Here is an 18,529-nt window from a genome sequence, read left to right on the forward strand (position 1 = left end):
GGTCCCTGGCCTGGGCCGGAGGTGTTCCCGGACGGCTACGGGGGCGGATTTCCGGCCGGTGCGGGGCGGGCCGGGGCGGGGGAGTGTCGCCCCGTTCCGCGAGGTTTCCCCCGAATAGTCTTATCAACAGGCTGTGGACAAGTTTTCGGGCGGACCATGGCTTCGAGAGGTGGGAGGGTACATACCCCCGCACAACGGAAGGAACCGGGCCCATGGCCGCATTCGCGGAAGGCGCACCCTGTTGGGTGGACGCCTCGCTTCCGGACGTCGAGGCGGGCAAGCGCTTCTACGGCGAGCTCTTCGGGTGGACCTTCGCGACCAGCGCGGGTGCCGAGTACGGCCACTACACGCAGGCCTACAGCCGCGGCCGCAACGTCGCCGCCCTCGCGCCCAAACCGGACGGCCGGATGCCCACCGTCTGGGGGATCTACCTCTACACCACCGACGCCTACGCCTGCGCCCGGCGCATCCGCGCCGCCGGCGGCCAGATGGTGATGGACCCGATGCCGGTCGGCCCGTACGGGACCGCCGCGATGGCCGCCGACCCCGGCGGGGCCGTCTTCGGCCTCTGGCAGCCGGGCACCCACCACGGGTTCGATGCCCAGCAGGAGCCGTACACGTACTGCTGGAGCGAGGTGTACACGCGCGCCCGCGACGCCGTCGACATCTTCTACGCGAAGGTCTTCGGCTACGTCCCGCAGGACCAGGACGACGCCGGCGTCGAGTACCGCATCTGGTCCCCGCCCGGCAGCGCGCCCGGCCCGGAGACGGCCGTCATGGGCCGCAGCCTGATCACCGACGCCTTCCCGGCGATCATGCCGGCGCACTTCCTCGCCTACTTCGCCGTCCCGGACTGCGACCAGTCCGTCGCCCTGGTGCAGCGGCTCGGCGGGCGGGTCACCGCCGACCCCTTCGACACCCCCTACGGACGGATCGCGGTCGTCGCCGACAACCAGGGGGCGGTCTTCGGGCTGCTCTCCGAGCCCAGGACGAAGCCGGACGCGTAGGACCTGCGGTCCGGCCCCGCGGCCCCACGCCCGAGCCGTCCCCGACCCGTCCCCGAATCCACGCCCGACCCGTCCCCGAACCCAGGCCCGGCCCGTCCCCGAACCCCGCGCCCGACCCGTCCCCGAACCCAGGCCCGGCCCGTCCCCGAACCCCGCGCCCGGCCCGTCCGCGACCCGTCCCCGACCCGGCCGCCGGAGAGATCACACCGGGCTGCTCGCCGTGCCGGGGCCGGACCCGGCCCGGGCCTGACAGAATCGGGGTTGCGCGACCCGGGCGGCGCCCGGAGTGAGACGCTGCACGGGGCCCAGGGCCCCGTGCCGGTGGAAGCGGGTCCGGCGAGGGCCCGTACGGGGAGGTGTGGAGGCGAGTGGTGGAGCAGCTGACGCAGCACGACCCGAGACGGATCGGCCCCTTCGAGGTGCTGGGACGGCTCGGCGCCGGCGGCATGGGGCTGGTCTATCTCGCGCGGTCCGCGTCCGGACGGCGGGTCGCGATCAAGACGGTGCGGACCGAGCTCGCCGAGGACCAGCTGTTCCGGGTGCGCTTCACCCGCGAGGTGGAGGCGGCCCGCGCCGTGTCCGGCTTCTACACCGCGGCCGTGGTCGACGCCGACCCGCGCGCCGCCGTGCCGTGGCTGGCCACCGCCTACGTCCCGGCGCCCTCCCTCGAGGAGATCGTCAACGAGTGCGGGCCCATGCCCGCCCAGGCCGTACGGTGGCTCGCGGCCGGCATCGCCGAGGCCCTGCAGTCCATCCACGGAGCCGGCCTCGTCCACCGCGACCTGAAGCCGTCCAACGTGCTCGTCGTCGAGGACGGCCCGCGCGTGATCGACTTCGGCATCGCGAGCGGGGTCTCCAACACCCGCCTGACCATGACGAACGTCGCCGTCGGCACCCCCGCCTACATGTCGCCCGAGCAGGCCAAGGACTCGCGCAGCGTCAAGGGCGCCAGCGACGTCTTCTCGCTCGGCTCCACGCTCGTCTTCGCCGCCACCGGGCACCCGCCGTACCACGGGGCGAACCCGGTGGAGACGGTCTTCATGCTGCTGCGCGAGGGGCCCAACCTGGAGGGGCTCCCCGAGGAACTGCGGCCGCTGATCGAGTCCTGCATGCAGATGGACGCCACGCTGCGGCCGACCCCGGCCGACCTGCAGGCGCAGCTCGCCCCGCACCTGTTCGAGGGCGGTGACGAGAGCGGGACCGCGTCCGCGTGGCTGCCCGGACGGGCCGTCGCGATGATCGAGGCCCGGCGCGCGGGGAACCGTACGCCCGCCGCGCCCGTGGTGCCCGCGCCCGGCCCCGGCCATGGCGCCGGCCACGGCGCCGCGTCCGCGTCCCGGGGGCCGGCCTCCGAGCAGGCCACGCACCGCCGCCCGCGCGGGGCCGACGCCTGGGTGGACCCGCGCACCGGCCAGGCCGTCCCGCAGCGCCCGCACCACCCGCCGATGAACCCGGTGCCCTCGGGCGAGCCCGTGCGCCTCGGCGGCTCGCCCGTGCCGATCGGTCCCGGGCCGCGCGCGACCGCCGCGGCCCCGGCCGCGCACGCCTCCGCCGCCGACTCGGCGACCGGCTGGGTCCGCCCGCCGGGCGGCTCGGCGGTCACCCCCTCCGCAGCGCCGGCCGTGCCGAGCCCCGCCCCGGCCCCGGACAGCGGCCGCTGGCGCCCGTGGCGGTTCCGCATGTCGAACGAGGTCTGGGGCACCCCGACCGTCGCCGGCAACCTGCTCTACGTGACCTCCTTCGAGGTCCACGCGCTGGACGTGGCGAGCGGCCGCCGGCAGTTCAAGACCCGCGACGTCGCCTGGTCCATGGCGGTCGCCGACGGCCGGATCCACGCCTCGGACGGCCCCTCGCTCTACGCGCTCGACGCCTCCGACGGCTCCGAGCGCTGGCGGCTGTCCACCGACGCCTGGGTGTACGCGCTGCGCGCCGAGCGGGGCACGGTCGTCACCGCCGCGCGCGGGGGCGGCGTACAGGCCTGGGAGGCGTCCAGCGGCCAGAAGCTGTGGGAGCTGACCGGCGCGCAGACCGACTTCGAGACCCCGGAGGCGGCTCCCGTCCTCCACGACGGCACGGTGTACGTGTGGCAGGACGCGCGGCTGCGCGCGCTCGACGCCCGCAGCGGCCGCGAGTCCTGGTCCTACCCGGTCGGCGACGCGGCCTCCTGCGGGAACGTGCCCGTCCGCGTCACCCCGGCCCCGGACGGCAACGTCTACGTCGCGGCCGGCACCCGGGTCCTGTCCGTGGACCGGGCATCGGGCCGGGTCCGCTGGCACTTCGAGGCCCCCGCGGTCTTCCTGGCCCCTCCGGCCTTCGCGCCGGGCGCGGCCGTCACGGGCGGCGGGGTCTACCTCGTCGACTACCTCGGCACCGTCTACGCCCTCGACGCGGCCACCGGCCAGGACCGCTGGCGGATCGCGACGGAGGCCCGCCAGTCCCCGGACCCGGTGGTCGTCGCGAACGGCAACGTCCACCTGGGCGCGGGCAGCGCGCTCTACACGCTCGACGCGGTCACCGGCACCCCGAAGTGGCGCTTCGCGGCGGGCGGCGAGATCACCGGCCTGCCGGCGGTCGCGGACGGCCGGGTGCACTTCGGTTCGGCCGACCACTGCCTCTACACGCTCGACGCGGCGGGCGGCCAGCTCCGCTGGAAGCTGGCCACGGGCGGCGAGATCACGGGCGCCCCGGTGGCGGAGGCGGGCGTGGTGTACGCGTGCAGCAAGGACCGCTGTGTGTACGCCCTGGACGCGGCCAAGGGCACGGGCACCCGTACGAGCGGTTGACCTGCCAGGAGGCGGGGCTCCGGCCCCGCCTGGTAGCGCACCGCACCGGGAGTGACAGGATGGACCCCATGAGCAACGTCTACTTCGACATCACCATCAACGGCGCCCCCGCCGGCCGCATCGTCTTCGCCCTCTTCGACGAGGCCGTCCCGAAGACGGCGCGCAACTTCCGTGAACTGGCCACCGGCCAGAACGGCTACGGCTACGCCGGCTCGGGCTTCCACCGCGTCATCCCCCAGTTCATGCTGCAGGGCGGTGACTTCACCAACCACAACGGCACCGGTGGCAAGAGCATCTACGGCGAGAAGTTCGAGGACGAGAACTTCCAGCTGAAGCACGACCGCCCGTACCTGCTGTCGATGGCGAACGCCGGCCGCAACACCAACGGCTCGCAGTTCTTCATCACCACCGTCGTCACCTCGTGGCTCGACGGCAAGCACGTCGTCTTCGGCGAGGTCGTCTCGGGCCAGGAGCTCGTCGACCAGATCGAGGCCCTCGGCTCCCAGTCCGGCGCCCCCAAGGGCAAGGTCGAGATCGCGGCCTCGGGCGTCGTCGACGCCGCCTGATCACCACCCGCCTGCACGGCCGGTCGGCCCCGCCCCCTCCTGGGGCCGGGGCCGCCGCCATTTCCGGCGCGGGTTCGGTGGAGCCGAGGGTCTGGCGGGTCCGGTGAGTCCGGAGCTACGGGTTTCCGGTGAGTCCGGAGCTACGGGTGGTTCCTGGGCTGGGTGGGCGGCCAGGGCTCGTCCGCCGGGGTGACCGGGTACGGGTACGGGGCCGGCGCGGGGGCCGGATCCGGGTCCGTGGTGGTGGTCGGCGGGAGGGGGCGCGTGCGGCGGGTGGGGCGGCCCCGCATCACGGCCGCGCCGAGGAGGATCAGGGCGCCAGCGCCGAAGGCGTTGGCGAGGCCGTCGCCGAGGCCCCGGCCGTCGCCGCCCACGGAGAGGCTCCCGGCGGCCTGGCCCTGGCGGACCATCCACAGGATGGCGAAGCCGAGGACGATGACCCCGGCCAGGGCCATGAGCAGCCGCGAGCGGCGCACGACGGCGACCACCGTGAGGACGGCGGCGAAGAGGAAGGGGAGCAGGACCGACCCCAGCAGCGCGGCCTTCTGGTCGGTGATCCCGGCGGCGGTGAAGAGCTCCTGGATGCGGTAGTCGCGTCCGTGACGGCCGTCGTACCAGGCACGGAAGGGGCTCCAGACGGCGGCCGTCGCTCCGATCAGACCCATGAGCGAGCCGAGTACGTTGCGGATCATGCCCGGCCCTCCGGGGTAGGGGTCTCGACCCCGACGCTACGCCCGGCCCCCCGGCCCCGCATGCCGGCCGGCCCCGGACGGGCCGGGCCGTCCGGACCCGCGCGGGGACGCGCCCCCACCGGGCCGAAGGAGGGCCCGGGCCAGGGCGGGGCGCGCCTCACCTCACCCGCGGCTCCGGTGCCCGTCGCCGCGCCGTGAACAGTTCCGCCTGCCGCTCCGGCGCCAGGTTCCCCAACCGGATCAGGGCCGGGGCCTGGGCCAGCGCCTGCTGGAGCGCGGCCTGCTTCGCCGACCACAGGGCCCGTACGGTGCCCTGTACGGCCTCGGTCGGGAAGCCGGCCAGGGTCTGCGCCGCACGCAGGGCCGCCGGGAGCAGTTCCGCGGGCTCGGTCAGTTCGGAGACGAGTCCGATCTCGTGGGCCCGCCGCGCGGAGAGCCGTTCGGCCGTGCCCATGAGGGACATCCGGGCGGCCTCGCCGAAGGGCATGCGCTGCGCCATGTAGACGGCCTCGTAGGCGCTGACCATCCCGTACGTCGTGTGCGGGTCGAAGAAGGTCGCGGACGAGGACGCGATGAGGAACTCCGACTCGCCCAGCAGGTAGAAGGCCCCGCCGCAGGCCATGCCGTTGACGGCGGCGACGACCGGCTTCCACAGGTCGCCCGCCTTGGGGCCGATCGCGATCAGCGGGTCGTCGGTCGAGTACGGGGACGCGGGCTGCGCCACCTCCGCGTCCCGGTCGATGCCGGTGCAGAAGGCGGCCGTCCCGGCGCCCGTCAGCACCACGGCCCGCACGTCCTCGGCGAACCGGAACTCCCGCCACACCGCGCTCAGTTCGGCGGCCGTGTCCAGGTCGATGGCGTTGTGCCTGCGCTCGCGGTCCAGGGTGACGACCGCGACCCCGGTCGTCTTGTCCCGCTCCACCCGTACGGTCACGGCTTCTCCAGGAGCCAGCGCGGCACGGCCATCCCGCCCGTCTCGGTGAACACCACCTGGACCCGTGCGCCGATGCGCAGCCGGGCCGGGTCCACCGAGTCGAGCGGGGCGTCGGCGGAGGTCACCAGGTTCCCGGCGAGCCGGATGTGCGGGGCGTCGGCGAGCTCCACGAGGATCACGTTGTACGGGGCCTGCGCGGCGTACGCGGGCAGCAGCGGGGGGTGCGGCCGGACGTACGACCAGATGCGGCCGCGGCCGCTCATCAGGCGCCACTCGCTGTCGAAGGACCGGCAGTGCGGGCAGCAGGGGCGGGGCGGGAAGCGGAGTCTGCCGCAGGCGGCGCAGGCCTGGACGCGCAGTTCGCCGCGGGCGGCGTACTCCCAGAAGGGGGCGCCGTCCTCGTCGGGGACCGGCAGGAGCAGGACGTCCGCGGGCGGGGCTGCGGGGGCGGGGGCGGCTGCGGGGGCGGGTGCAGAGGCAGGCGTGGCGGATGCGGATGCGGAAGGGGATGCGGCGGTGGTCATCGGTCGGCTCAGCTCCTCAGCAGGATCGCGGACGTCGGGACACCCTCGCCCGCCGTCACCAGGCAGGTCGCGGCGTCCGGCACCTGGGCGGTGGAGATGCCGCGCAGCTGCTTGACGCCCTCGTTGATCAGGTTGAAGCCGTGCACGTACGCCTCGGACAGGCCCCCGCCCCCGGTGTTGATGGGGAGCCGGCCGCCCATCTCCAGGGCCCCGCCTTCGGTGAAGGCGGCGCCCTCGCCGCGTCCGCAGAAGCCGTAGCCCTCCAGCGAGAGCGGGATCAGCGGGGTGAAGGCGTCGTAGATCTGGGCGACGTCCACGTCCTGCGGCCCGAAGTCGGCCTGCTTCCAGAGGTGGCGGGCGGCGGTCCAGGCGGGTCCCGACAGCGGGTCGTCGTTCCAGTAGTTGACCATGCCGTGGTGCTGGGCGGGCAGGCCCTGGGCGACGGAGTGCACGTAGACGGGTCTCTGGCGGCAGTCCCGGGCGCGCTCGGCGGAGACGATGACGCAGGCCAGCGCGCCGTCGGTCTCCAGGCAGTTGTCGAAGAGGCAGAGCGGGTCGCTGATCATGCGGGAGGTCATGTACATCTCGCGGGTCAGCGGCCGCTCGTACATCATCGCGGCCGGGTTGGCGTTGGCCCGGTTGCGGCAGGCCATGGCCACGTTGAAGAGGTGGTCGCGGGTGGCGCCGTACTCGTGCATGTAGCGGCGGGCCAGCATGCCGATCTCGTCGGCCGGGCGCAACAGGCCGAAGGGGCGGGTCCACTGGGCGGGCGTGGGCAGCTGGACGGCGGTGTTCTTCCAGGGGCGCGGGCCCGAGCCGCGCTTGCGGGAACGCCAGGCGACGCCGACGGTGGCCTGGCCGGCGGCGACGGCGGACGCGAGGTGGCCGACGGTGGCGCAGGAACCGCCGCCGCCGTAGCCGATCTTGGAGAAGAAGGTGATGTCGCCGGCGCCGATGGCCTTGGCGACCTCGACCTCGTCGGTCTCCTCCATGGTGTAGGAGGCGAAGGCGTCGACCTCGCCAGGGTCGATGCCGGCGTCGGCGAGGGCGGCCAGGATCGCCCGGCAGGCCAGTTCCTTCTCGGACTGGGGCAGTTGTTTCGCGAAGGGCGTCTGGCCGATGCCGACTATCGCCGTAGCGTCCTTGAGCGTTGCCGCCATCGCCACCTCCGGGGTGCGTCGCCAGTGCTGACAGCCGCGAAGGCTACAGCTAATCTGACGAACAGTCAGCTACTGGTTTCGCGGGAGGGTGACACGCATGGGCGACGACGGGCGCGACGAGACACGCCGGGACGTACGCGAGGACGTGCGCGGAGACCTGCGATGGGGCAGCATCGCGGGGCTCGTCCGGTCCGCAGCGGCACGGTACGCCGACCGCGAGGCCGTCGTCGACGGTCGCGTCCGGGTCAGTTACGCGCAGCTCGGCGAGCGCGTCGAGCGCGCCGCGGCCGCCTGCATCGCCGCCGGGGTCGAGCCCGGCGACCGGGTCGCCGTCTGGGCCCCCAACACCCTGGAGTGGATCGTCTCCGCGCTCGGGGCCGTCTCGGCGGGCGGGGTGCTCGTCCCCCTCAACACCCGTTTCAAGGGCGCGGAGGCGGCGTACGTCCTGGAGCGCAGCGGCGCCCGGCTGCTCTTCGTCACCGGCACCTTCCTCGGTACCTCCTACGTCGCCTCCCTGCGCCGCGCCGCCGGCGGGGCCGGGTCGTCCGGATCGGGGGCGGACGGGACGGTGGTCGACGGAGTTGTGGCCGAAGGGGGGGCCGGGCCGGGCCGCGGGCCCCTGCCCGGGCTGCCGCACCTGGAGCAGGTCGTCGTCCTCGCCGAGGACGCCCCCGAGTCCTTCCGCACCTGGAAGGACTTCCTGGCGGGCGGGGACTCCGTACCGGCCGCGGCGGTGCGCGAGCGCGCGGAAACGATTCGCTCCGAGGCGCCCTCCGACATCATCTTCACCTCCGGCACCACCGGCAGCCCCAAGGGCGCCGTCATCACCCACGCCCAGTCCCTGCGCTGCTACGACGTGTGGAGCGAGCTCGCCGGACTCCGCGAGGGCGACCGCTACCTGATCGTGAACCCCTTCTTCCACACCTTCGGCTACAAGGCCGGGATCATCGCCTGCCTGATGCGCGGGGCCACGATGGTCCCGCAGTCCGTGTTCAACGTGGACACCGTCCTCGCCAACGTCGCCGCCGAGCGGATCTCGGTCCTCCCCGGGCCGCCCACCCTCCACCAGTCACTCCTCGACCACCCCCAGCGCGACCACCACGACCTCTCGGCCCTGCGCCTGGTCGTCACGGGCGCGGCCGTGGTCCCGCTCCGGCTCGTCGAGCGGCTGCGGGGCGAACTGAACATCGCCACCGTCCTCACCGCGTACGGGCTCTCCGAGGCCAGTGGCATCGTCACGATGTGCCGGCAGGGCGACCCCGCGGAGATCATCTCCGAGACCTCGGGGCGGGCCATCCCGGACACGGAGGTGATGATCGTGGACGCGGACGGGCGCCCGCAGCCGGCCGGGCGGGCGGGCGAGATCGTGGTCCGCGGCCACCACGTCATGCAGGGCTACTTCGAGGACCCCGGCGAGACCGCGAAGGCGATCACGGCGGAGGGCCTGCTGCACACCGGCGACGTGGGGTTCCTCGACGAACGGGGGAACCTGCGCATCACCGACCGGATCAAGGACATGTTCATCGTCGGCGGCTTCAACGCCTACCCCGCCGAGATCGAGCAACTCCTCGGCCTGCACCCGGACATCGCGGACGTGGCGGTGGTCGGCGTCCCGGACCCCCGCCTCGGCGAGGTCGGCAAGGCCTACGCCGTCCGCCGCCCCGGCTCCACGCTCACCGCCGACGACCTGATCGCCTGGTCCCGCCGGGAGATGGCCAACTACAAGGTGCCGCGCGCGGTGGAGTTCGTCACCGAACTCCCGCGCAACGCGAGCGGCAAGATCCTCAAACGCGAACTCCGCGCCCGCTGCTGAACCCGGACGAGCGAGGGCGGGCCGACCGCCGCATGTGCCGCCAGACACGGTCCTGGGCCGTCGCCCCCCGGGCGTCGTGCAGCTGCCCGGTCAGGAGTACGGGATCCCCACACCACCGTGCAGGCCGATCACGCATCCGCGGGTGGGCTCAGCGGGCGTACGAGCCGAGGCCGACGAGGCAGTACACGTACTGGTTGAGGACGATGGCGCCGCGCATGTAGCGGTAGGAGAAGGCGTACTGGGTCTTGGGGTTGGCGTCGCAGCGGTCCATGTCCGAGGTGCCGGGGATGCTCTCGATCACCCTGTAGTGCGCGTCGGACGCCGAGCAGGGCACCTCCTCGACGCCGCTGACGCTCTGCGGGGTCGTCGAGTCGGGCAGCTGCCCGTTGAGGCAGGTGCCCCGGTCGAACGGGCTGGGTTCGGCACTGGGCTCCGGGCTGGGCTCGGCGCTGTAGCCGGTGGGCGCGGCGGCCGGGGCGTCGGTGGGGTCCGGCGCCGACGGAGGGTCCGAGGGCGTGGGCGTGGGTGACCAGGTGGAGGACCAGGTCGGCGTCGGGGAGGAGGGGGCGGAGGCCTTGTCGTCGTCGCTCCCGTCCCCGCCGCTCAGCACGAAGAAGCCGATGACGAGCACCGCAGCGACGAGGAGTGCCACGAGGCACCCGCGGCCCCCTGTCCGGGGGGCCGGTGCGGGCTGCGGCTGGGCCGCGGCCCAGCTGGAGGTCGCGAACGCGGCTCCGACGGTGGGCGCACCGGCGGCCCCGGCCCCGGCCCCGGCTCCCGCTCCGGCCCCCGCGACGCCCGCCCCGGCCGCGCCTGCGGTTCCCGCCCCCGCCCCCGCTCCCGCCCCGGACACGTGGATGCGCAGCAGCAGCTCCTGGGTGCCGACGCGGGCGCGGACGAGATCGCCGTCGCGGCAGGACGGGATGCGCAGGCGGGCCTGGCCGGACGGGAGCTGCACGGGGAGGATCACCCCGTGCGCGGCCTGCTGAGGGGTGATCGTTAAGGGCATTTCCTGCGACGTCACCGGCTGCTCCGAAGGGTGAGGGTGGTGCGGACGCTGGCTGACGAACCCTCACGAAGTGTCCCCTGCGCGCCGGTGCTGACGCAGACATTCCGCCAAGCCGCCCGACCCGCTCCCTCCGGAAACCGCCGTCCTAGGAGCGGCGGGCCAGGACCAGCCGCCAGCGCGGAGCGCCCCCGGGCTGCCGCCCGAACTGCTCCAGCGGCACGGTCTCGACCGTGAAGCCGGCCGCCCGCAGGTCGGTGCGCACCCCGCTCAGCGGGAAGGTCCGGTAGTACATGACGAACGGCGGCCGCCACACCGCGTTGCGCACCCGCATCACCGCGTCGAAGCCCGTCACCGCCCACCACACCGGGGAGGTGGGCGGGATCGGGGCGCCGATCGGGAAGGCGAAGACCCCGCCCTCGCGCAGCGCCGCGTGGACTCCGGAGAAGAGGGCGGGCCGCTCGGAGGGGAGGAAGTGCCCGAAGGCCCCGAAGCTGACCGCCAGGTCGTAGGAGTTCCCGAGGCCGGCCGGCAGGGCCCGCGCGTCGGCCCGTACGAAGTCCACCGCAGGCGTGCCGTCGAGCGGCGCCTGCGTGCGCTCGGCCTCGGCGAGCATGCCCGCGCTGAGGTCCACTCCGGTCACCCGCTCCCGGCACAGCCGGCGCAGCATGCCGATCGCGGCGCCGGTGCCGCAGCAGACGTCCAGCCCGGCGCCGAAGGTGCCCTCGTGCTGGGCGAGGGTCTCCTCGACCGCGTCGAGCATCCGGTCCGGGGTGCGGAAGGGCGTGTGGTCGAACTTCGGCGCGAGCAGGTCGTAGCCCCGCTCGATCGAGGAGAGACCCTGCACGGCCAGTTCGCGGACGCTCGGTCCGTGGGAGGAGAACACGCCGTCAGCCTATGCCGGGGCGGGCGATCCGTCCGGACGCGCACATGCGGCGGTCGCGGTGGCTCCCCCTCCGGGCCACCGCGACCGCCGTTCCCCCGTTGATCCCCCGTACGTCGTTCCCCCGTTGGTCCCCCGTGCGTGGTGCGTCCTGCGTACCGCGTGCTGCGCGTGCGGTGTGTGTTCTACGGGCGCGGGCCGGACGCGTGGTTGTCCAGCGTCTGGATCTCCTCGCCGGCAGCGGGCTCGTCGGTCGGCTTGATCTCGATGCCCGACGCGTGGTTGTCCAGAGTCTCGATCTCGACGCCCGAGGCATGGTTGTCGAGCGGCTTGAGGCCACCGTCGTTCGGCAGGATGTTCTCGTTCGTCGTCATCGATTCTCCTGATGGATGGGTAGGGCCCGTTCGGCGATTCCCCCGATGACCGCCGAACGGGTGGTCCTCCAACCGGCCCGGGCTCCCCCGAAGCTCCGGGTCGATGTCCTTATCGTGCCGCGAGGCGATAAACGAACGATGAACGCCGCGTTCATCGGCTGTCACCGCAGGTCAGGCCGCGATCTCCGAGGCGAGCAGGGCCTGCACCTCGGCCAGTTCGGCCGACCCCAGCTGCTTGAAGACGGTCTCCGCGTCCCGCCAGCACGCCCGCGCCCGGTCGGTCTGCCCCAGCCGGCGCAGTGCCTTGCCCAGCACCGTCAGCACCGTCGCCCGGCGCCACTCCCCGCCGATGCCGCGCAGCGCGATGGCCTGTTCGGCGTGCGAGGCGGCCAGGGTGGGCCGGCGCGCGGCCAGGTGGGCCTCGGCGAGCCGGAAGTGGGTCACGCCCTCCCACAGCGGCTGCCGGTTCTCGTGGAAGAGGGACAGCGCCTCGGTGAGCTGCGCCAGGGCCTCGCCGAGCCGGCCCGCCTGGGTCAGGGCGATGCCCAGCGCGTAGCGGCCGTTGGCCAGGCGCAGGGTCAGGCCCATCCGGTCGTAGATGGCGATGCCCTGCTGGGCGAGGTCTATGGCGCTGGTGAGGCGGCCCAGTTCCACGTGGATGCGGGAGAGGTTGCACAGGGCGCTGGCCTCGCCGACGTTGTTGGCGTCGGCGCGGAAGTTCTCGATGGCCTCCAGCAGGTAGCACTCGCCGTCCGCGTACCGGCCCTCGTAGAGGGCGATGATCCCGCGGTCGTTGGGCGCCCAGCAGCTGGGCAGCGGGTCGCCGGCCTCGCGGGCGAGCGCGGTGGCCTGGCGGGCCTCGTCGTCGGCGGCGGTGAAGCGGCCCGCGACGAGGTGGACGTTGGTGAGGGTGGTGCGGGCGCGGCCCTCGGCGTACGGGTCCTTGGCGGCCTGGGCGGCGTCGCGCAGGGCGACGGCGGCGGACTCGTACTGCTTGGAGTTGGCCCCCGACTCGGCCAGGTCCTTCGCCGCCCACAGCAGGTCCACGGCCCGGCGCAGGACCAGCGTCTCGCCGCCCCGTGCGGCAGCCTGCCGTACGCAGGCCAGCAGCGGGCCGGCCTCCGCGTACAGCCAGTCCAGTGCGGCGCGCGGCTCGGCGAAGACCAGCCCGGGGTAGTGGGTGTCGGACAGGTGCGCGGGCAGCCGGTCGCCGGGGCGCTCCAGGGCGTAGACCCCCGATGCGGTGGCCAGGTAGAAGTCCAGCAGCCGGTCCAGGGCTGCTTCGCGCCCGCTCGGCGGCTGCTCGTCGCGCTCGGCGCAGGCACGCGCGTAGAGGCGTACGAGGTCGTGGAAGCGGTAGCGGCCGGGGGCGGCGGATTCGAGGAGGGAGCAGTCGACTAAGGCTTCGAGGAGGTCCTCGGTGTCGTACTCGGGCAGGTCGAGCAAGGCGGCGGCCGCGGACAGCGAGATGTCGGGGCCGTCGGCGAGCCCGAGGAGGCGGAAGGCGCGCTGCTGGGCGGCTTCGAGCTGGCCGTACCCGAGCTCGAAGGTGGCTTTGACGGCGAGGTCGCCGGCCTGGAGCTCGTCGAGGCGGCGGCGCTCGTCGGCGAGCTTGGCGGCGAGGACGGAGACGGTCCAGGTGCGGCGGGCGGCGAGGCGGGAGGCGGCGATGCGGATGGCGAGCGGCAGGAAGCCGCAGGCGCCGACGACGTCGAGGGCGGCCTGGCGCTCGGCGCGCACGCGCTCCTCGCCGACGATCCGGGTGAAGAGCTGGAGGGCCTCCTCGGGGCTCATCACGTCGAGGTCGACGAGATGGGCCCCGGCGAGGCCCGCCATGCGGACCCGGCTGGTGACGAGGGCGGCGCAGCCGGCGGTGCCCGGCAGCAGCGGGCGGACCTGGGCGGCGTCGCGGGCGTTGTCGAGGAGGACCAGGACGCGGCGGCCGTCGAGGGTGGAGCGGTAGAGCGCGGCCCGGTCGGCGGGGGAGTCGGGGATGGCGGTGTCGGGTGTGCCCAGCGCGCGCAGGAAGGAGCCGAGGACGGCCTCCGGTTCGGCGGGGCGGGCCTCGGTGCCCTGGAGGTCGACGTAGAGCTGGCCGTCGGGGAAGTGCGGGCGGGCGGCGTGGGCGACGTGCACGGCGAGGGTGGTCTTGCCGACGCCGCCGATCCCGGCGAGCGCGGAGACGGCCATGACCTGGTCCTGGGCGCCGCCGGACAGGATGGCGCCGAGCTCGCCGACGAAGCTGGAGCGGCCCGTGAAGTCGGGGACGGTCGCGGGCAATTGGGCGGGCCTTACGTGAACGGTGGCGGCCGCCGGGGCGGGGTCCTCCGCGCGGGCGAGGTCGGCGTCGGCGTTCAGGATGCGCTGCTGGAGTGCGGCGAGCTCGGGGCGCGGGTCGACGCCGAGCTCGTCGGCGAGGAGGCGGCGGGTGTCGGCGTAGACGGCGAGGGCCTCGGCCTGCCGGCCGCTGCGGTAGAGGGCGAGCATGAGCAGCTCGCGCAGGCGTTCGCGCAGCGGGTGGGCGGCGGTGAGGGCGGTGAGTTCGGAGACGGCCTCGGCGTGGTGGCCGACCTCCAGGTCGAGGTCGAGGCGGGTCTCCAGCAGCTGGAGGCGCCATTCGGCGAGCCGGGTGCGCTCGGTCGAGGCCGCCGGGCCGGGGACTCCGGCGAGCGGCTCGCCCTCCCACAGGTCGAGGGCGCGGGCCAGGAGCGTGCGGGCGAGGGAGCGGTCACCGGCGGCGCGCGCCGCGTCGGCGTCGGCGGTGAGGCTGCGGGCGACGCCGAGGTCGAGGGTGGCGGCGGAGCGCAGCCGGATGGCGTAGCCGCCGGACTCGGTGACGAGCAGCCCGGGGGCGACGACCTTGCGCAGGCGGGAGGCGTACGTCCGGATGGTGGCGAGGGCCTGCTGCGGCGGGTCCTCGCCCCAGATGGCGTCGATGAGCTCGGGCGCGGTGGCGGTGCGGCCGTCGCGCAGCAGGAGGACGGCGAGCAGGGCGCGCTGCTGGGGGGTGCCGGAGGGCAGGGCCTCGGCGCCGCGCCAGGCGCGGACGGGGCCGAGGACGGCGAAGCGGGATTCGCCGGGGGTGGGGGCGGGGGTGCTGGTGGGGGTGGGGGTGCTGGCGTTGGAGGGGGCCGCGGTGGTGGGGGTGCTGGCGTTGGTGGGGGCCGCGGCGCTGGTTCCGGTTCCGGCGGTGGTTCCGGTAGCGGTTCCGGTTCCGGGCCCGGTGGTGGTTCCGGTTCCCCCGGCGCGGCGTGGGGTGGTGCCGGCTCCCGACGGGCCTGCCCCGGGTGCGCGGGCCGTCCCCGGGCCGGTTCCGGGTGCGGCGGCAGCCGTCGGGGCCCCGGGGTGTTTCCGCGGGCTCGGGATGGCCGGTACGCCGTCCATCTGTCGTCCCCCTGCCTTCCGTTCGGTGTAAGGGTCAGTCTGCCCTGTCTTGCGCGTACACGTCAGCCCGTCCATGGCCGATCACGGTCCAACTAGCTGACGGTTCGTCAGATCAGCGCTACCGTATGAGCCATGGAGACCTTCCCGAAGATCATCTCGGTGGACGACCACACGGTTGAGCCCCCCCACGTCTGGCGGGACCGGCTCCCGTCCAAGTACCAGGACATCGGCCCCCGCGTCGTCCGCGCCCCGTTGAAGGAAATGACCTTCCTCGGCGGCAAGTTCGCTCCCGTCATGGGCGCGAAGGGCGACGACGGCCCGATCGGCGACTGGTGGGTGTACGAGGACCTGCACCGGCCGCTCACCCGCCTCGACACTGCCGTCGGGTACGACCGCGACGAGATCAAACTGGAAGTCATCACCTACGAGCAGATGCGCCCGGGGTCCTTCTCGGTTCCCGAGAGGCTCGCGGACATGGACGTCAACCACGTCCAGTCGGCCCTGTGCTTCCCGACCTTCCCCCGCTTCTGCGGCCAGACCTTCACCGAGGCCAAGGACCGTGAGCTGGGACTGCTCGGCGTACGGGCCTACAACGACTGGATGGTCGAGGAGTGGTGCGGCCCGGACGCCCGCGGCCGGCTGATCCCCCTCACGCTGATCCCGCTCTGGGACGCCCGCCTGGCCGCCGCGGAGGTCCGCCGCAACGCGGCGCGCGGCGTGCGCGCGGTCGCCTTCTCGGAGATACCGCCGCACCTGGGCCTGCCCTCCATCCACACGGACGACTGGGACCCCTTCCTGGAGGCGTGCAACGAGACCGGCACGGTCATCGCCATGCACATCGGCTCGTCCTCCCGCATGCCGTCCACCTCGGCGGACGCCCCGCCGGCGGTCGGCTCCACCATCACCTTCGCCAACTGCTGCTTCTCGATGGTCGACTGGCTGATGAGCGGCAAGTTCGAGCGCTTCCCCAACCTGAAGATCATGTACGCGGAGGGCCAGATCGGCTGGATCCCGTACATCCTCGAGCGCGCGAACGTGGTCTGGGAGGAGAACCGCGGCTGGGGCGGGGTCGCCGACAAGGTGCTGCGCCCGCCGTCGGAGCTCTTCGCGGAACACGTCTTCGGCTGCTTCTTCGACGACGCCTTCGGTCTGAAGAACCTCGACTCGATCGGCGTCGCCAACGTCCTCTACGAGACGGACTACCCCCACTCGGACTCGACCTGGCCGAAGTCCCGCGAGGTCGGCGAGGCCCAGATGGGCCACCTGGCGCCGGACGTCGTGGACCGCATCGTGCGAGGGAACGCGATCGAGTTGCTGGGGCTTACGGGGGAGGGGTTGTGGGCGGGTCCGGGGGCGGGGGCGTGAGCTCCTAGGGGTGTGCCCGGTGAGGTGGGGGCGGCGGGCCGTGGCTACGGTCGCCCCCGCCGTGCGGTGGCGCCGCTGCGAGCAGCAGCGCGATGGCCAGGCCCGCGACCGTGAGGGCCGGCAGCAGCACCCGTACGTCCACGAAGGCCACCAGGCCGGCACCCAGCGCCAGGGCGAGCGCGTTCGGTACGAAGACCAGGGTGTTGGCCGTGGCGGCGGCGCGGCCGAGGACCGCGTTCGGGACCTCGCGCTGCACCGCGGTCAGCGCGGCGATCAGCACGCACGGCAGCCCCGCCCCGATCACCGCGCTGCACACCAGCGCCACCGCGTCGTACGGCAGCGCCCGGCCCGCCACCCCCAGCGCGAACAGGGCCGTGCCCGCGCCCGCGAACACCCGCTCCGGCATCCGCCGCAGCAGCGGCCCCGCCGCCAGTCCGCTGAGGACCGAACCCGCGCCCTGTACCGCGTACAGGACCCCCACGTAGGTGGGCGCGTGCCCCAGCACGGCGTCGGCGACCGCGTAGATCACCGCGCCGTTCAGCCCGGCGAGGAACATCACCGCGGCGCCGGCCGACACCAGCGGCCGCAGCACGGGTGAGTCCCACAGCTGCCGCGCCCCCTCCCGCACCGACGCGAAGCCGCCCGTGCCCGCGGCCGTGCCCGCGGCCGCCCGCCCCGGTGGCTCCTCGCGGACCCGCAGCCGGGCGAAGATCACCGCCGCCAGCGCGAACGTCACCGCGTCGAGCAGAGCCACCGACGCCCCGCCGAACCGGACGAACAGGGCCGCGCCCACCGGCGGCGCGAGCAGCTTCATGCTCTCGTTGGCCGTCAGCCGCAGCCCGTTGAAGTCCCCCAGGAGCCGGCCGTCGACGACCTGCGGCACCAGGGCCGCCTCCGCCGCGTCGTGGAGGGCGCCGCAGATCCCGTACACGAGGAGGACGGCGAACAGCAGCCACACCCGGTCCGCGGAGTCGAGCAGGAGCAGGACGGGCAGCAGCCCGGCCATCAGGAGGCCGACGCCGACCAGCAGCGGTCGCCGGGGCAGCCGGTCGGCGAGTGCCCCCAGCGCGGGCCCGGCCAGGACGGGCGCCCACAGCGCGAACACGGTCAGCGCCGCGAGGCTGTCGGAGCCGGTCAGCGACTTCACCCAGACCCCGGCGACCAGCCACATGGCGGTCGTGCCGAAGCCGGAGACCACCACCCCGGACAGATAGAGCCCCGCATCGCGGTCCCGCAGGACCCGTCCCGTTCCCCAACCGGTCATCGGGCCAGCTTGCGTTCTAAGGAGGGGTGGGGGGATCGGGCTTTCGCCCTAGGACACGCCTGGCTCCGACCCGCGGGAGGGGAGGCTCCCCCGGGCGGGGGAGGGCGGTTCGTGCTGCCGCCGGATCCGCGCGGGTGCCGGTTCCGTGAGGCTGGGAGCAGGCGGGGGGAAGCCGGGACCGCCACACCGAACCGAGCACTCAGGAGAACGTCATGGCGCCCGTGACCGGTACCGAGACCCCGACCGGAAGTCCGACCGAGACCGCCACCGGGACCGCGGCCCCGGCCACGCCGCACACCCGGCGGCGCACCTGGCCCGGCTACACGGCCGCGGCCGCCGCCCTGGGCTACGCGGCCCCGCATTTCTGGTGGGGCGCCGGGGTGGCGGCCATGTTCCCCGGTGACTTCGCGACCGCCCCGCAGGGCAACACGGAGGCGTTGATCGGCTACTGGGTGATGGGCGCGGTGGCGGTGTGCGGCGCGGTGCTCTCCCTGGCGCTGGTCCGCCCGTGGGGCCGTCGCGTCCCGGCCGGCCTGATCGCCGTACCGGCGGGGATCGCCGCGATCGGCATGACGCTGTGGGGCTTCACGTACTTCGCGATGCAGTACCTGCTCGCCGCCGAACGGGTCGTCTCGTCCCCGGCCTTCGCCGCCAAGGACGCGCACCCGCAGGCCGCCTGGGGGCTCTTCTGGTACAGCCTCTTCCTGCTCTGGGGGATCACGCTCGGCATCGCGGCCTGGCAGCGGCTGCGGTCCGCCCGCCGCTGAACGCGGC

General features: G+C 74.2%; 15 protein-coding genes. 6 read left to right on the forward strand and 9 right to left on the reverse strand.

Features of this window, described 5'->3' with window-relative positions:
- The first annotated feature begins 212 nt into the window (after positions 1 to 212).
- The 3 genes from OG534_RS20940 to OG534_RS20950 all read left to right on the forward strand — a co-directional run bounded on the left by OG534_RS20940 (position 213) and on the right by OG534_RS20950 (position 4,356).
- Positions 213 to 1,007, forward strand: a complete 795-nt coding sequence (locus tag OG534_RS20940) for a VOC family protein (RefSeq protein ID WP_326589740.1) — start codon at positions 213 to 215, stop codon at positions 1,005 to 1,007.
- Between the two features lie 368 nt (positions 1,008 to 1,375).
- Complete coding sequence (locus tag OG534_RS20945; protein ID WP_442807114.1) at positions 1,376 to 3,790, forward strand: serine/threonine-protein kinase; 2,415 nt, start codon at positions 1,376 to 1,378, stop codon at positions 3,788 to 3,790.
- 68 nt (positions 3,791 to 3,858) lie between these two features.
- Complete coding sequence (locus OG534_RS20950; RefSeq protein ID WP_326589743.1) at positions 3,859 to 4,356, forward strand: peptidylprolyl isomerase; 498 nt, start codon at positions 3,859 to 3,861, stop codon at positions 4,354 to 4,356.
- Between the two features lie 140 nt (positions 4,357 to 4,496).
- Here the strand turns inward: OG534_RS20950 and OG534_RS20955 are convergent, their stop codons facing one another.
- The 4 genes from OG534_RS20955 to OG534_RS20970 form a co-directional block, all read right to left on the reverse strand.
- A complete protein-coding gene (locus tag OG534_RS20955; protein ID WP_326589745.1) occupies positions 4,497 to 5,048 on the reverse strand; it encodes a hypothetical protein in 552 nt (183 codons plus the stop codon).
- 157 nt (positions 5,049 to 5,205) lie between these two features.
- Positions 5,206 to 5,982 carry an enoyl-CoA hydratase/isomerase family protein gene (locus tag OG534_RS20960; protein WP_326589746.1) on the reverse strand — a complete coding sequence of 259 codons (777 nt, stop codon included), beginning with the start codon at positions 5,980 to 5,982 and terminating at the stop codon, positions 5,206 to 5,208.
- Positions 5,979 to 6,404, reverse strand: coding sequence for a Zn-ribbon domain-containing OB-fold protein (locus tag OG534_RS20965; protein ID WP_326593731.1), 426 nt, complete (start codon positions 6,402 to 6,404; stop codon positions 5,979 to 5,981). Before OG534_RS20965 ends, OG534_RS20960 begins: the two co-directional genes overlap by 4 nt.
- A gap of 110 nt (positions 6,405 to 6,514) precedes the next feature.
- Complete coding sequence (locus OG534_RS20970; RefSeq protein ID WP_326589747.1) at positions 6,515 to 7,666, reverse strand: lipid-transfer protein; 1,152 nt, start codon at positions 7,664 to 7,666, stop codon at positions 6,515 to 6,517.
- Between the two features lie 97 nt (positions 7,667 to 7,763).
- Between OG534_RS20970 and OG534_RS20975 the strand changes: the two genes are divergently transcribed.
- Positions 7,764 to 9,479, forward strand: a complete 1,716-nt coding sequence (locus OG534_RS20975; protein WP_326589749.1) for a fatty acid--CoA ligase family protein — start codon at positions 7,764 to 7,766, stop codon at positions 9,477 to 9,479.
- Between the two features lie 148 nt (positions 9,480 to 9,627).
- On the opposite strand, the gene OG534_RS20980 is transcribed toward OG534_RS20975, so the two are convergent.
- From OG534_RS20980 to OG534_RS20995, 4 genes are all read right to left on the reverse strand, one after another.
- A complete protein-coding gene (locus OG534_RS20980) occupies positions 9,628 to 10,488 on the reverse strand; it encodes an LppU/SCO3897 family protein (RefSeq protein ID WP_326589751.1) in 861 nt (286 codons plus the stop codon).
- 145 nt (positions 10,489 to 10,633) lie between these two features.
- Positions 10,634 to 11,371 (reverse strand): class I SAM-dependent methyltransferase, encoded by a 738-nt coding sequence (locus OG534_RS20985; protein WP_326589754.1) that lies wholly within the window; start codon positions 11,369 to 11,371, stop codon positions 10,634 to 10,636.
- Positions 11,372 to 11,553: 182 nt separating this feature from the next.
- Positions 11,554 to 11,742 carry a hypothetical protein gene (locus tag OG534_RS20990; RefSeq protein WP_326589755.1) on the reverse strand — a complete coding sequence of 63 codons (189 nt, stop codon included), beginning with the start codon at positions 11,740 to 11,742 and terminating at the stop codon, positions 11,554 to 11,556.
- A 171-nt stretch (positions 11,743 to 11,913) separates the two neighbouring features.
- Positions 11,914 to 15,126, reverse strand: a complete 3,213-nt coding sequence (locus tag OG534_RS20995; protein ID WP_326589756.1) for an AfsR/SARP family transcriptional regulator — start codon at positions 15,124 to 15,126, stop codon at positions 11,914 to 11,916.
- A 132-nt stretch (positions 15,127 to 15,258) separates the two neighbouring features.
- Here OG534_RS20995 and OG534_RS21000 point away from each other — a divergent pair, with 132 nt between their 5' ends.
- Positions 15,259 to 16,491 (forward strand): amidohydrolase family protein, encoded by a 1,233-nt coding sequence (locus OG534_RS21000; protein WP_326589757.1) that lies wholly within the window; start codon positions 15,259 to 15,261, stop codon positions 16,489 to 16,491.
- Positions 16,492 to 16,495: 4 nt separating this feature from the next.
- Here the strand turns inward: OG534_RS21000 and OG534_RS21005 are convergent, their stop codons facing one another.
- The gene (locus OG534_RS21005; protein WP_326589759.1) at positions 16,496 to 17,755 is read right to left on the reverse strand and encodes an MFS transporter; all 1,260 of its coding nucleotides are present in this window, start codon (positions 17,753 to 17,755) and stop codon (positions 16,496 to 16,498) included.
- A 212-nt stretch (positions 17,756 to 17,967) separates the two neighbouring features.
- Between OG534_RS21005 and OG534_RS21010 the strand changes: the two genes are divergently transcribed.
- Complete coding sequence (locus tag OG534_RS21010) at positions 17,968 to 18,522, forward strand: DUF3995 domain-containing protein (protein WP_326589761.1); 555 nt, start codon at positions 17,968 to 17,970, stop codon at positions 18,520 to 18,522.
- Positions 18,523 to 18,529 lie beyond the last annotated feature (7 nt).

Source organism: Streptomyces sp. NBC_01294 (assembly GCF_035917235.1).
In the GTDB taxonomy this organism is placed as follows: Bacteria; Actinomycetota; Actinomycetes; order Streptomycetales; family Streptomycetaceae; genus Streptomyces; species Streptomyces caledonius.